Below are 13,467 nucleotides of genomic sequence, written 5' to 3'. Positions count from 1 at the left end.
AAGATATATAGAGCCTGAAAAAGCAGCTAAAATAATAAAAGAAATACCTCCCTTTGTCTCGACTGTGGGTGTATTTGTGGATACTCCTCCACCTGAGATCATGAGAATAGTCCAACTCACAGGCATAACAACGATCCAGCTTCACGGACATGAGACTCCTGATAGCATTATTTATACCCAGAAGATAATTAAGGCAATAAGGGTGAGAGAACTTAGTGACCTAGAACCCCTTAAAGAGTACAGCATGGTTCAAGCCTTTTTGCTTGATACCTATTCACCAGAGGAATTCGGAGGTACAGGCAGGATATTTAACTGGGATATAGCTGTAGAGGCAAAGAGATTTGGAAGGATAATACTTGCAGGAGGCCTTAATCCTGACAATGTGGAGAAGGCTATAAGATGGGTTCATCCCTACGGAGTTGATGTATCAAGCGGAGTGGAAAAGGAAAAGGGTATAAAGGATCAGAAAAAGCTCAGGGCATTTATTGAGATTGCAAAATCTGTAAGCTTCTGAAAGGATGGGATCCATTGAAAGATTGGTAAAGGATTTTATTACAGAACTGAGCGAGAAGAAACCTTATTTATTCTGGGATATAAAAGATCCATTAAGCCTCTCCGTTAAAGCCCTTGTAGAGATTGTTCTTAACAGAGGAGATTTTGATGACTTTTTGAAATTGGCAGATACAATTGGTCTTCATCGTGTTGCGGAGATTTTTTATAAGCAGGTATCAAAAGAAAGAAAAATTATAGCCCTAGAACAGATGCATTACAGATTGGTCATCGTCGTTCCATAGACTATGACCTTTTCACAGAAAAGGAAATTGAGATATTAAAGATTATGAGAACTATTAAGAAATCCTACACAATAGAAGCAACCATAACAGAGTCTCCTGAGGAGTTAACCCTTGTTATTAATGGAGTAAAGGTGACCTTCCTTTTTCAATCTATGATATAACTAAAAAAGCGAAAGAACTATTTGAGCACTTTAATGAAAGGCTCTTCAGAGAACAATTATGCTACTTTGAGGATATAGATTATACTGAATCCATTGATTTTGTAGGCATCCAGGTTGATGAAAAGACGATAAAGAATTTTTTAATTGAGAAGGCTACAACCTTATAATAAATAACCTCTTACTCAGTGCCTGGTATTTTGTTAGAAGAAACCCTTATTATAGTCTTTACATTACCTCTTGGATTGAAGTCTCCAATAACCTCAAGAAACCTTGGCTTGAGTTTTTCATAAAGCTCAGAATAGATTTTATTTGTAGCTGCCTCATGGGATATATAGGTATTTCTGAAGGAATTTAGATAAAGCTTGAGGGATTTTAACTCAACAATAAATTTATCAGGAACATATCTAATCTTTATAGTTGCAAAATCGGGATAACCGGAACGGGGACAGAGACAGGTGAATTCAGGAAATGTTATATCAATCTCATAGTCTCTCTCTGGAGTAGGATTGGGCCAGAGCTCAAGCTCTGCCTCAGCAATAGCCCTTTCACCATATTTTAATTCAGCCATAATTTATTTTAGCATACTCTTATATTTTTCTAATTTATTGGACAAACTGTAATTGCCAGCATTTTTTATCCTCTTATGTTTTTTTGTGAATAAGATATCACAGAACTTTTCTATTTCGTACAACGCCTTTTTAATATTTTTAGCTAATATCCCATCTTCATAAACTGCAAAAACATCCCCATTTTCAGGTTTAAAATTTCCCTATGTCCTTTAGCCTAAGAGGAATATTGTTAAGATTAATCACTCTCTCGTCTCCTTTTTGACTATATTTACTGCTTTTCTTGTAACGGCAAGTTAATTACTAAGAAATAAAAAATTATCAAAAGTTCAAGTTTAAAATTTAAACTATAATTTTTTCGATTAAAGCAACTGCCTCTTCAGGTGAGGTCTTTTCTGTATCTATTATAAGCTCTGGCTTAAGTGGTTCTTCATAGGGAACTGTTACTCCTGGTACTGGCCAGCCAGCCCTGCCTTTTTTATAAATATCCTCAGGTGCACCATGGAGGTCCTTTCTCTTTGATTCCCTTTCAATACATAGCTCAAGAGGGCATCTGAGATAGACCTCTATAAAATTCTCTATCTCCTTCCTTGCAAGTTCCCGCCATCTGCGTCTGTTTGCAGTTGCATCAATTAGTACACTCATGCCCTTTCTGTAAAACTCCCTTGCCATATAGACAATAGCCCTGTAGAGCAATTCCCTTTCTTCTTCTGAATAGGTTGGCTCAGGTGTAATAAATTTCCTTAATTCGTCCATACGAAGCAGAATCCATTCAGGATGTCCCTTAAGAAAGGCATCTGCTATAGTGCTCTTTCCACTTCCAGGAAGTCCTGTAAGCCAGAGGACCTTAGCCATAGTTAATTTTAACAAGTTAGGAGATATTTTGTTAAAATAAGTCATGGAGCTGATTGATAAACTTAAAGAAATGCTAAACAAGGAGATCAGGAGCAGGGGATTTCCCGTCAGGTTAATTTATCTATACGGTTCCTATTCAAAAGGAAGGTCAACTCCCAAAAGTGATATAGACCTTGCTGTTCTCTTTGATGAGGACTTTTATAAAAAAAAGACCTTAGAGGCAATCGGCATAATGGAGGTGATTGCCTTAAGGCTTGAAAAGGCCCTTCACAAAAAGATTGATATAAAAGCCCTGAACAGGGCTTCTCTCTTTTTCAGTTATATTGTTGTTACTACCGGTATGCCAGTTTTTTATCTTTCTAAGGAAGAATTGTACAAATATTATTGCAAAATTCTTGGAATGTATTTTGATTTTAGACCCTTTATGGAAAAAACTCTTTCATCTGCGGGCAGGAATGTCAGAGTTTGAAGATTCAATTAAGAGATTGTTGTCCTTAATATCTGAACGCATTAAATATCTTCAAAAAATTGCTTCAAGATACCCTTCTTTAAGCTCTTATAAAAAGGCAGAACACGTTTATAAGGCAGCCACAGAGAGAGACCTTCAAGTGGCTATAGAGGCCTTCCATCGTGGCGATTTTGAACTTTTTATCAAGGAGATTACAAAAAATGTATTTCACAAAAATAATCAGTGATGGGTTTATACTTTTTATCACTCATCTCGGCTTTTTGCCCAGTCATATCTTCTTCTTTTTCTATGGGTTATATATTTTTCAGCTGAAAGTGCTGCAATGCAGCCATGGGCTGCTGCTATTACTACCTGTCTGACCTCTGTACAGGTAACATCTCCTGCTGCAAATACGCCAGGGATAGAGGTCTCCATCATCTTGTTTGTTGTTATACATTCATCATCACCGAGCTCAAGGGTTCCCTGAAGGAAGTCCACTATCGGTCTTGAGCCATGGAGATAGACAAATACTCCAGAAAGTTTAAGATTCTCTTCTTTACCTTCAGCATTTCTTAGTCTTATTCTTTCAACAACCTCATTCCCATCTATCTGTGAAGCTGTGTATCCCAGCATGATCTTGAGATTAGGTATCCTGAGGTTGGGATTGTCTTTGTCAACTTTGAGCTTAGAAGATGGTGATATAAGATAAACTGTCTCGGCAAAGCGTGTTAGATAACCAGCCTCTTTTAAAGCTTCTTCTGAATCTCCAAGGACACATACAGTCTTTCCCTTAAAAAAGGCTGCATCACAAACAGCACAGTAACTCACTCCTCTGCCGAGGAATTCTGCCTCTCCCTTGATTGTGGGTTTTCTTCCCATGGCACCAGTTGCTATTATCACAGCCTTTGACCTGTATGTTCTGTCCATTGTGTAGGACTCTTTGATTTCTCCGGTGAGATTCACTCCTATTACCTGTGTCTCTATATATTCAGCACCAAAGCCTATTGCCTGTTCCCTGAATATATCAAGAAGCTCCTTTCCTGATATTGGACCAACACCAGGATAATTCTCTACTACTGATGCAAAAGCAAGTGCTCCGGCTGATGCTGATTTATCAAGTATAACTGTCCTTAGTCCAGCCCTTGCTGCATACTGTCCTGCTGTTAGTCCTGCTGGGCCTCCACCAATAATTACTACATCATATAATTCCTCTGCCATTTATTCCTCCTGAATTTTTATATTATAACTTCGATTATCTTTTTTCTTTGCCCTGGAGGTTCAGAACTGAATTTAAGTGCCTTTATGTAAAGGGCTTTAGCCTCTTCAAAGCTATCCTGTTTATTAAAGTGCATTATGGCAAGGGGTTCTCCTTTTTTTACAAAATCACCTACTTTTTTATTGAGAACTATACCTGCTGCATGGTCAATGCTTTCTTCTTTGGTTCTTCTTCCTGCTCCAAGCAGCACTGCTGCGCCTCCAACAAGCTCTGCATCAAGGGCTGAAATATAGCCTTCTTCTGGTGAAAGGATATGTTCCTGAAATCTTGCTGAAGGAAGAAGTCCCTGTCTGAAGGCAATCTCAGGATTTCCTCCCTGAGCTTTGAGGAGTTCAACAAACCTACTGAAGGCAGAGCCATCTTCTATTAAACCTTCAAGGAATTTTATATATTCATTAATTTCTCTGGTTTCATTTCCTGAGATTTTATCCCTTATCCAGAGGGCCCAGGCTCCAAGATTTAAAGTAACCTCTTTTAAGTCCTCAGGCCATTTACCCCTGAGGGCAAGGATAGATTCCTTTATCTCAAGACTGTTACCGACTGTCTTTCCCAGAGGCTCTGACATGTCAGTTATTAGAGCTACTGTCTTTACACCGTATTTATTACCTATTGTAACCATTAGCTCTGCGAGCTTTCTTGCTTTATCAGTATCCTTCATAAAGGCTCCAGAGCCACACTTTATGTCAAGAACGAGTCCATCAATGCCTTCAGCAAGTTTTTTTGACATGATGCTTGATGCTATTAAAGGTATTGAATCTACTGTTGCTGTTACATCCCGCAGGCTGTAAAGCCTTCCATCTGCAGGGGCTATCTCGGGGCCCTGTGTTGCCATAGCAAAACCAATCTTCTCTACTGTATCAACAAATTCAGTATATGATTGATTTACTCTGAAGCCTGGTATGGATTCAAGTTTATCTGCTGTTCCTCCTGTATGGCCCAGTCCCCTTCCAGAGATCATTGGAACGATTATTCCTGCTGATGCAAGAAGCGGTGCAAGTATTATGCTTACCTTATCACCAACTCCACCTGTTGAATGTTTATCTATCTTTACTCCTTCTATGAAGGAAAGGTCAAAGATCCTTCCTGACCTGAGCATTATATCTGTGAGATTAAAGGTCTCCTCATCGCTCATTCCCTGAAAATATACTGCCATTAGGAAGGCTGATATCTGATAATCAGGTATTCTGCCTTCAGTATAACCCCTTATGAGAAATTCAAGCTCTTCCCTTGACAGTTTTTCTCCATCCCGCTTCTTTTTTATGAGCTCATAGGCTGTCATCTCAGCTCCTTCAGTAAACCATCTATATCAAAGTTCCTATCAAACATTTCCCTTAGCCTCTCTATCTTTTGGGGTTCTTTGATTCTTACTTTGCCAAGCATAAATTCTATTTTGTCCACCGTGGTAAAGGTATCATGCTCCACAGATAGAAGGGGAATACCCTTTGAGATAGCCCTTGCTATCACCACGTCATTTGTGGTCATTCCACCGGTTAATATTATAACCTTTGTGGAAGTCTCCATGGCAGCAAGCTGGATGTCTGCTCTGTGAGCGCCTGTGATGACAGCCTTATTGGGAATTCTTCTGAAATACCTTAGAGCATTATCCACATCCATTGCTCCAACAGTAAAGTGTTCTACAAGTTCATCAAGTCTGTCCTCACAGCATAATACTCGGGCATTGAGAATGCTAACTAGATCCCTAACTGTGATGGATTCAAGAACTTCATCCTTTGTAAAAAGTCCGAATAGTCTGATCCCCCTTTTTTCAAGAAAGGTTTTAATATTTTCATTTACATATGAAATAGTGTTAGGAGGGATTCTATTTATAACAGCACCCAGAAACCTTTCTTCAAAAAGTTTTTTGATGCCTGCCAGATTATCAATTGTTGAGTCACCAGAAAAATTCTCAACTGCAATAACCATGGCGCCGGTCTCTTTAACAAGACTGAGCGAATCTATACCGAGAACAGTTCCTGTGAAAAGATTTCCTGCTCCGCTGATTATGATGATATCTTTACCGCTAAAGTGAGCAATTGAGTTTGTAATTTTTTCCTTTATGTCAGTCAGCCTGCCCTGAAGGAGATATTTTATGGTCTCATAGGTTATTACAAAGGGAGACATTACATCCAGGGGTTCTTTAAATTTAAAGAGCTCTTTTATTAACACAGCATCTGCATCATAAACAGATTCTCCAATCAGCTGGGGTGTTAGTCCCATTGGTTTGATATAGCCTGTGCTGAAACCTTTCTCAATTAATTTATCAAGAAGTCCTATACTGAGGAAGGTCTTTCCAGCAAAGGGCTGTAGAGAGAGGATAAAAATCTTTTTCATTTCTACTGCCTCCTTGAAATTATTATTCTGGCATCAAGGTTTATAGAGCCCTTTTCAAACACAACAAGGGGATTGATATCAAGCTCCATGATTTCCGGAAAATCCATGGCAAGCCTTGAGAGCCTCAGAAGCTGTTCTATTATTGACTCTATGTCAACCGGTCTTTCACCCCTTACACCCTGCATTAATCTGAAAGACCTGAGCTCATGAAGCATATTTATGGCATCCCTTTTTGTTATTGGTACTATTCTAAAAGATACATCTTTCAGTACCTCCACATAGATTCCTCCGAGCCCTGCCATCACCATGTGGCCAAAGGTTCTGTCAAAGGTTATTCCTGTGATAAATTCCCTTCCTCCTCTTACCATCTCATAAACCATAACACCTCTGATATAGGCTCGGGGGAAGAGTCTTTTTACATTTGAGGTTATTTCAAGAAATGCCTCCTGGGCCGCCTTTTTTGAATTTATATTTAATTTAACTCCACCTGCTTCTGTCTTATGGAGGATATCTGGAGAGGAAATCTTCATGACAACAGGAAAACCAATGGTCTCTGCTATATGAGCGGCTTCCTCAGCTGTCAGTGCCAGCGCTCGCCTAGGAAATCTGAAACCATAGAAGCTCAGAAAGTCCATTGCATTACCTTCAGTTATTTCGGTCATCCCTTCTTTTCTGAATGAAGCCATGAGAGCCTCCGCCTTATTCTTCTGTATATCAGAAAAATATGGAGGCTCTTCAGATTCAATCTTTTTCCATTGATAAAATTCTGCCATTCTCTTCAATACATGCACTGCTACCTCGGGGTAGGGATATGAAGGTATTTCACTGGATCTGAGCATAAGGGATGCCTCTTTTATCCTTGCCTCTCCCATGAAAGAGGTTATTACCGGCTTCGGAGTCTCTCTTGATTTCTCTATGATTGTAACTGCTACTTCTTTTACATCTGTTACTGCCTGCGGTGTGAGTATAATAAAAAAGGCGTCAAAGTCCTTTTCCTTAACAACCCTGTCAAGTACGAATCTGTATCTCGTTGAATCAGCATCACCTATAATATCTACAGGATTATAAAGAGAGGCATTTCCTGGAAGACCCCTTTTTAATTCTTCCACGAGTTCCTTCCTTAGTAGAGGCAATTCAAGTCCCTCTCTTTCAGCTGCATCTGCTGCAAGTATTCCAGGACCACCAGCATTTGTGATTATGAGGAGCCTGTTACCCTCTGGCAGTCTTCCTGATGAGAAACCAAGGGCAAGGTCAAAGAGTTCCTGTACACTTTTTGCTCTCAGCACGCCTGTCTGTTTGAATGCTGCCTCAAAGGCAATCTCTGAACCAGCCAGAGCACCTGTATGGGAAGAGGCAGCCCTTGCTCCATGCTCTGTGCCCCCTGATTTTATAAGTACAAGAGGTTTTATCTTTGTTGCCCTTTTTGCAATTTCAAGAAACCTTCTGCCATCACTTACATCCTCTATATAACCGAGTATTACCTCTGTGTCAGGATCATTCATAAAGTATTCAATAAAATCCAGCTCACTGAGGTCTATCTTGTTGCCAAGACTTATAAACTTTGAGATCCCCAAATTGTTTCCTATAGCCCAGTCAAGAATGGCTATCCCCAGAGCACCTGACTGAGAGAAAAAGGATATTTTGCCCTTTGGAGGGTTTCCTGCTGCAAAGGTTGCATTAAGACCTATTTCTGTATTTATGATTCCAAGACAGTTTGGTCCGAGTATCCTGATATTTCCTTTCCTTGCTATATCCTTTATCTTCTCTTCAAGTCTCATTCCTTCAGGCCCTGCTTCCCTGAAACCGGCAGTGATTATAACAGCACTCTTTACACCTTTTTCCGCTGCCTCCTTCAGGGTTTCAGCCACTACAGGAGGAGGAACAGCTATAACTATCTGCTCAACTGGAGAATCTATTTCCTTTAAAGATCCGTAGCACTTAAGGCCAAGTATTTCCTGAGCCTTAGGGTTTACAGGATAGAGCTTTCCTTTATAACCTGCGAGGATAAGATTCTTAAGAATTGCGTGTCCGACTTTTTTTTCTTCTCTTGAAGCACCGATTACAGCAATCGACCCTGGTTTAAAGAGAAAATCAAGCATGTTTTAATGGATCTTCAATCCCTGCTTCCTTAAAGCCTTTCTTCCTGAAGAGACAGCTATCACAGGTCATGCAGGGATAAAAAAGACCATCCTTTTCCTGAGGGTCATAACAGCTCCATGTAAGGGAGTAGTCCAGTCCAAGGGATACACCAAGCCTGATAATCTCTGCCTTAGACATGTATAAAAGAGGTGCCTTTATGCTGAAATGAATCCTTCCTTCTACAGATGCCTTTGTAGCAAGATTAGCCATGTCTTCAAAGGCCCATAAATACTCAGGCCTGCAATCAGGATAACCGCTGTAATCTACTGCATTTGCACCTATGAATATATCAGGAGCCTCAAGTACCTCTGCCCATGCAAGGCCAAAAGAAAGGAAAATGGTGTTCCTTGCAGGCACATAGGTTACAGGGATTTCATGTTTAGCACCGGTCTGCATCTTTGGAACCTCTATCTTAGAGGTGAGGGCTGAGCCACCTATCTCTCTGAGGTCAAACTTGATTATGAGATGTTTTTTAACTCCAAGACTGCTGGAAACTTTTCTTGCTGCATCAAGCTCTATCCTGTGTCGCTGACTGTAATCAAAACTCAGGGCATAGAGTTCGTATCCTTCTGCCTTTGCCCAGGCAAGTGTTGTTGAGGAATCAATACCCCCACTTAAAAGAACAACTGCCTTCATCAGTAAATGTCATCCTCTGTTTCAGTACTTCTGTCAGGGCCGTTACTGAGGATTACTGGGAGACTTTGCTTAGGAACCTCTGATTTCAACAGTCTGTAAACATAAGGTGATCCCCAGGGATCAGAGTGAGTAGGGAAATCTTCCGGCTCAGGATAGTTAGCCTTTTCTATTTTGTGGAATTCTAATTTTAATGCAATGGCTTCTATTTCCTTTATAGCCCTGAATTTTTTAAGATCATTTTTAAAATGGAAAAACCAGGACACAGAAAACACAAGACAGGCTGCTGTTAGCAACCATATAAAGGGAGCAAGGGGAGGGATAAATCTCTTTTCCTCTTCAGGAGGTGGTACTATAAATTCCTCCGCTTTTTTCTCCCTTATAATACCAGCCTCAAGAAGCCTGAGAATTATCCTTGAGACCTCAATTTCTTCCATGCCTGAAAGCTCTACAATAGTGGAGAGTTCATTTTCACCATTAATTAACTCAAGGATCTGCCTTTCCTTCTCCTGAAGGTCCTCAGGGATTTCACCGCTAATTTTAAAGACCATATCAGGAGATACCTTTTCTCCTATCAGTGAGTACTCGTCAAGGACCCTCAGACCTTCCATGAGCATGTGCTGGGTATCAAGGCTTATGGCTAGCTCTTTGCTTATAGATACACCTTCCGGTTTAAATTCATAATACCCTTCTTTCCACTGAAGAATCTGAATAAGGGTCTCGGTCATCTGTTTTGTAAGGCTCTCAGTAATAACCTCTGGAGATACCCCTTTCTGAACTAGCATCTCACCGAGCCTTAATCCTGTAAGGGGCTGTTGTTTAAGAAGCTCATCAAGTTCAGCCTGAGTAATAAGGCCTTTTTTAATGAGAATCCTACCTAGCCTGTTTGATTCAAGCCTTCTTCTTGATTCTATTGCAACAATATTTCCATCCTTAAAGAGTATCTTTATCCTGTCAAACCTTCCCTCAATGACCAGTGCCCCAGTCTTTTTCTGGAAATAAAGGAGCTGCAGTATATCAGCGAGGCCAAATTCTTTCAGAGAACCTTCTAAGGCCATATCCTTGATAACCTCCTGAGGCTCAAAAGATGTAACAATAATGCAAGTGTTCCTGAAAGTATACCTGTCCAGATAAGATAAAATTGCTTTAAGTTTGCTATAAAGAAATGCTCATAAGCTACAAAACTCATTATTGAGATACCAATAAGAAACAATATCAAAAGACCCTGAAACATTGCACCCGATACAATCTGGGTAATCCCTGGTAAAAAAGTAAGAACCCAGAAGATTCTCCTTCTCTGAGATTTTTTATTCTGCAGGTATAACAGTCTTTGAAGTCTTGTCCTTGAGTCTGTCTTATCGGGTGTTACAAGGACTTCATAGCATTCAGGACACATCTTTCCCCAGAGCTCTTTTCTCTGGCAGATATTGCAGATAATCTTGCCGCAGCGGGAGCATCTGTAGGCAAGTGCTGGAAATCTTATGAATAGAAGTGCGAAAAGTATGAGGGGAATTACTATTTCATGCATTCTTAATGAAAATGCACTTCCTGCTATTTTTTTAATAGTGAATTTTACGAGCTCTCCTGTATTCAGGGTTATATCCATTAAAAATCTATTAGGAGATTTAGAAGATATCTTTGTGAATGAGGAGATAAGCTCTGCATCAATCTTCATGGCCTCTTCGTAATAGTATTTACCCTTTTCAAAATCAAGCCTTTCCTTAAAGAGCTGACTTAAGTTATAAAGGCTCTGCGGATTTTTTTTAAGCTCGAGGGCCTTTTGATAATAAGCCTCTGCATTGGAAAGATCCCCATTAAGGAAAAGACAGTTGGCAAGGTTATTAAAAACCCTGTAGTCAGGATTTTTCGAAAGACTCTCCAGAATCTTTATCGCTCCATCAATCTTCCCTTCCCTTTTTAATGCGAGAGCTTTTGAGAACATAAATACTGCTGAATCACTCTCTTTGAGTGTCAGTATTAGTTTATTATCCTTTCCCTCATTAACCCCGCTTATAGCTTTTATCTCAGGATCTGATAATATCCTTAAAAATCCCTGTTCAAATCTCAGAATAAAAGGCAGAATTAGAATAAAGATAAAATAAAAGATTACAGAGATCCTCAGAGATTTTGAAGGATTATGGATTGCGCTCAGAAGAAGCAGTGTGCCTGCAAAATAGGGAAGGCCTGCTATGGCTCCGATGATTAGCATTAAGAGATATAATGCGGTGCTCTTCTTTTCAGAGATTTCGTGAGTGAGAAGGGGTAATTCAAAAGGTAGCCGAGTGATTGAGGCTATAAAAAATGCAAAGAGTAAAGAGACGATTGTAATTAGAGAAAAAAGAAGGCCGAGATTTATTAACCATATTAGGTTACCTGCGGATAATCTAAAGGTTTCAATAAGATAAGGTATACCTGTAAAAAAAGCATCCTTGACACTGGTGTTGAAAGCCCTTTCTGCTTTTTTAAAAGAAATAAGGGGTGAATCAGTATTAACTGGTTGTGAGAGAATGGATTCAGGCTCCTTTGTGAGGAAAAAGTGTACGCCTGCCTCGGGAAATCGCAATCCTTTATTAAGGCTTTCTTCTTTAATGGACTCAATATCAGGATATTCTGCCTTTCCCTCAGCAAGCACTGGATTTAAAAAAGCTAATATAAAAATAATACCCAGTGCCGGGAGGACCCTTTCTCCTATCTTCTTTTCTGTCCCTGTCAGAAGTCTTTTAATATTATCCCTGTGTCTCATAATAACAAGGGATGCAACCAGTACTGTAAATGCTATCATATCACGTTTTTCAAGCACAGTAAATATTACAGGAGAAAATCCGATACTGATGAGGGCCGCAAGGGAAGAATATCTTGTGATTAAGGCTACGAGTAACCATATTCCAATCACAACTGCTCCCCCAGCTGGATAAAGTACAATCATGGTTCCTATGCTAGTGGCAACACCCTTCCCTCCTCTAAATTTAAGATATACAGAAAAATTGTGCCCCACTATAGCAGCAAGACCGGCTAACCAGTCGGGCTCTACCTTAAGGGCTCTTGCAATGAGTACAGCAATACCACCTTTTGATATATCAAATATAAGCGTAAGGATCGCTGGAATTATACCTGCTGTTCTCAGTAGATTAGTGGCACCTATGTTTTTGCTTCCGCTGAGCCTTGGATCAATACCCCATAATCTTCCAAAGATTAGACCAAAAGGCACAGCTCCAAGAAGATAAGAGGCAACCGAGACAAGCACAAGAATTGCTGCTTCAGTCACTGTCTGTTCCTCATAGCCTTTCTAAAGCTGATTGTATAATTTATTCCTGATATCACTGATAAAAACATTGCTAACCATATAATTACCGTTCCCGCATCCTGAAGCTCCAGGCCGGTACTGTCCCAGAGAATAAGAAGGATAATACCCAGGGTCTGGAGTGTGGTCTTGAGTTTTCCACCAATTTCTGCAGGTATTATAATATCCTTTGAAAGAGCAACAACCCTCAGACCTGTTATCAAGAAATCCCTTGCTATCATGATTATCGCTATCCATACGTTTAATCTTCCCATATCCACAAGTACAATCAGTGCTGTGATAATAAGAAATTTATCAGCAATTGGGTCAAGTATCATTCCGAACTCTGTAATCTTTCCTGTTTTTCTTGCAAAGTAACCATCAAGAAAATCTGTTGCAGAAGCGATGAGAAAAATTAAAACTCCTGCAACGGGATGGTATCTTACTGCCAGAACAAAAAGCGGAATAATTATTATTCTGCTAACTGTAAGGATGGTTGGCAGGTTCCAGAAGGGTTTCAGGTTATTTAATTTAATCTGTGGCACCCCATATCTCCATTAGTTTATTGATATCATAACCATATTTTGCATTTATTATTAAGTCGCAGACCTCTCTTACAGCACCCTTTCCAGCTTCTTTTTCAGTTATATAGAGACTGTAACTCTTTGCTCCTTCATGGCTATCCCTTACAGCTACGGGTAGTCCCACTCTTTTAAGAATGGGAATATCAACAACATCATCACCTATGTAGGCAACCTCTTCATCCCTGATTCCGAGTTTTTCTATTAGGTCATTATAGGCAACAAGTTTGTTGTGGCACCTCTGGTATACATGATTTATACCTAGTTCCACTGCCCTCCGTTCGACAACCTTAGAGTATCTTCCTGTTATTATCGCAATGTGAATACCCGCATTGTGTAGCATCTTAATGCCATGACCATCCCTCACATTAAAGGCCTTGAATTCATTACCCTCATTATCAAG

At 39.8% G+C, this 13,467-nt stretch carries 15 protein-coding genes; 4 read left to right on the top strand and 11 right to left on the bottom strand.

Annotation, left to right across the window (positions count from 1 at the left end; genetic code table 11):
• Both N2257_08860 and N2257_08855 read left to right on the top strand, forming a co-directional pair.
• Positions 1-514, top strand: a 514-nt coding sequence (locus tag N2257_08860) for a phosphoribosylanthranilate isomerase (protein MCX7794492.1), incomplete at its 5' end; no start/stop codon positions are given.
• Positions 515-518: 4 nt separating this feature from the next.
• Positions 519-794, top strand: coding sequence for a hypothetical protein (locus N2257_08855; protein ID MCX7794491.1), 276 nt, complete (start codon positions 519-521; stop codon positions 792-794).
• A gap of 339 nt (positions 795-1,133) precedes the next feature.
• Here the strand turns inward: N2257_08855 and queF are convergent, their stop codons facing one another.
• Complete coding sequence (gene queF, locus N2257_08850; protein ID MCX7794490.1) at positions 1,134-1,523, bottom strand: preQ(1) synthase; 390 nt, start codon at positions 1,521-1,523, stop codon at positions 1,134-1,136.
• Between the two features lie 340 nt (positions 1,524-1,863).
• The gene (locus tag N2257_08845) at positions 1,864-2,376 is read right to left on the bottom strand and encodes an adenylyl-sulfate kinase (protein MCX7794489.1); all 513 of its coding nucleotides are present in this window, start codon (positions 2,374-2,376) and stop codon (positions 1,864-1,866) included.
• Between the two features lie 43 nt (positions 2,377-2,419).
• Here N2257_08845 and N2257_08840 point away from each other — a divergent pair, with 43 nt between their 5' ends.
• A complete protein-coding gene (locus N2257_08840; GenBank protein MCX7794488.1) occupies positions 2,420-2,845 on the top strand; it encodes a nucleotidyltransferase domain-containing protein in 426 nt (141 codons plus the stop codon).
• Positions 2,832-3,071: a hypothetical protein gene (locus tag N2257_08835; GenBank protein ID MCX7794487.1), complete on the top strand. Its 240-nt coding sequence runs from the start codon at positions 2,832-2,834 to the stop codon at positions 3,069-3,071. The genes N2257_08840 and N2257_08835 overlap by 14 nt, the downstream gene beginning before the upstream one ends.
• A gap of 17 nt (positions 3,072-3,088) precedes the next feature.
• Here N2257_08835 and N2257_08830 read toward each other — a convergent pair whose 3' ends face one another.
• From N2257_08830 to N2257_08790, 9 genes are all read right to left on the bottom strand, one after another.
• Complete coding sequence (locus N2257_08830) at positions 3,089-4,042, bottom strand: FAD-dependent oxidoreductase (protein MCX7794486.1); 954 nt, start codon at positions 4,040-4,042, stop codon at positions 3,089-3,091.
• Between the two features lie 17 nt (positions 4,043-4,059).
• Positions 4,060-5,379, bottom strand: coding sequence for a thymidine phosphorylase (locus N2257_08825; protein ID MCX7794485.1), 1,320 nt, complete (start codon positions 5,377-5,379; stop codon positions 4,060-4,062).
• Positions 5,376-6,431, bottom strand: coding sequence for a phosphotransacetylase family protein (locus N2257_08820; protein MCX7794484.1), 1,056 nt, complete (start codon positions 6,429-6,431; stop codon positions 5,376-5,378). The genes N2257_08825 and N2257_08820 overlap by 4 nt, the downstream gene beginning before the upstream one ends.
• 2 nt (positions 6,432-6,433) lie before the next feature.
• Positions 6,434-8,530, bottom strand: a complete 2,097-nt coding sequence (locus N2257_08815; GenBank protein ID MCX7794483.1) for an acetate--CoA ligase family protein — start codon at positions 8,528-8,530, stop codon at positions 6,434-6,436.
• Positions 8,523-9,206 carry a 7-cyano-7-deazaguanine synthase QueC gene (queC, locus tag N2257_08810; GenBank protein MCX7794482.1) on the bottom strand — a complete coding sequence of 228 codons (684 nt, stop codon included), beginning with the start codon at positions 9,204-9,206 and terminating at the stop codon, positions 8,523-8,525. Before queC ends, N2257_08815 begins: the two co-directional genes overlap by 8 nt.
• Positions 9,206-10,261 carry a DUF4388 domain-containing protein gene (locus tag N2257_08805; protein MCX7794481.1) on the bottom strand — a complete coding sequence of 352 codons (1,056 nt, stop codon included), beginning with the start codon at positions 10,259-10,261 and terminating at the stop codon, positions 9,206-9,208. Before N2257_08805 ends, queC begins: the two co-directional genes overlap by 1 nt.
• Positions 10,252-12,468 (bottom strand): glycerol-3-phosphate 1-O-acyltransferase PlsY, encoded by a 2,217-nt coding sequence (gene plsY, locus N2257_08800; protein ID MCX7794480.1) that lies wholly within the window; start codon positions 12,466-12,468, stop codon positions 10,252-10,254. Before plsY ends, N2257_08805 begins: the two co-directional genes overlap by 10 nt.
• Positions 12,465-13,028 (bottom strand): CDP-diacylglycerol--glycerol-3-phosphate 3-phosphatidyltransferase, encoded by a 564-nt coding sequence (gene pgsA, locus N2257_08795; protein ID MCX7794479.1) that lies wholly within the window; start codon positions 13,026-13,028, stop codon positions 12,465-12,467. Before pgsA ends, plsY begins: the two co-directional genes overlap by 4 nt.
• Positions 13,015-13,467: HAD hydrolase family protein (locus N2257_08790; GenBank protein ID MCX7794478.1), on the bottom strand; the 453-nt coding region annotated here is incomplete at its 5' end. The genes N2257_08790 and pgsA, both read right to left, overlap by 14 nt.

The organism is Thermodesulfovibrionales bacterium (genome assembly GCA_026417875.1).
GTDB lineage: Bacteria > Nitrospirota > Thermodesulfovibrionia > Thermodesulfovibrionales > CALJEL01 > CALJEL01.
This window is presented reverse-complemented; position numbering and strand designations above follow the sequence as displayed.

What these genes read in the sequence shown, in the direction of transcription:
- N2257_08820 (MCX7794484.1), bottom strand. Translation starts at nt 6,431, where the DNA reads ATGAAAAAGATTTTTATCCTCTCTCTACAGCCCTTTGCTGGAAAGACC.
- N2257_08830 (MCX7794486.1), bottom strand. Translation starts at nt 4,042, where the DNA reads ATGGCAGAGGAATTATATGATGTAGTAATTATTGGTGGAGGCCCAGCA.
- N2257_08835 (MCX7794487.1), top strand. Translation starts at nt 2,832, where the DNA reads ATGTCAGAGTTTGAAGATTCAATTAAGAGATTGTTGTCCTTAATATCT.
- queF (MCX7794490.1), bottom strand. Translation starts at nt 1,523, where the DNA reads ATGGCTGAATTAAAATATGGTGAAAGGGCTATTGCTGAGGCAGAGCTT.
- N2257_08805 (MCX7794481.1), bottom strand. Translation starts at nt 10,261, where the DNA reads ATGGCCTTAGAAGGTTCTCTGAAAGAATTTGGCCTCGCTGATATACTG.
- N2257_08840 (MCX7794488.1), top strand. Translation starts at nt 2,420, where the DNA reads ATGGAGCTGATTGATAAACTTAAAGAAATGCTAAACAAGGAGATCAGG.
- N2257_08855 (MCX7794491.1), top strand. Translation starts at nt 519, where the DNA reads ATGGGATCCATTGAAAGATTGGTAAAGGATTTTATTACAGAACTGAGC.
- N2257_08815 (MCX7794483.1), bottom strand. Translation starts at nt 8,530, where the DNA reads ATGCTTGATTTTCTCTTTAAACCAGGGTCGATTGCTGTAATCGGTGCT.
- queC (MCX7794482.1), bottom strand. Translation starts at nt 9,206, where the DNA reads ATGAAGGCAGTTGTTCTTTTAAGTGGGGGTATTGATTCCTCAACAACA.
- N2257_08845 (MCX7794489.1), bottom strand. Translation starts at nt 2,376, where the DNA reads ATGGCTAAGGTCCTCTGGCTTACAGGACTTCCTGGAAGTGGAAAGAGC.
- N2257_08825 (MCX7794485.1), bottom strand. Translation starts at nt 5,379, where the DNA reads ATGACAGCCTATGAGCTCATAAAAAAGAAGCGGGATGGAGAAAAACTG.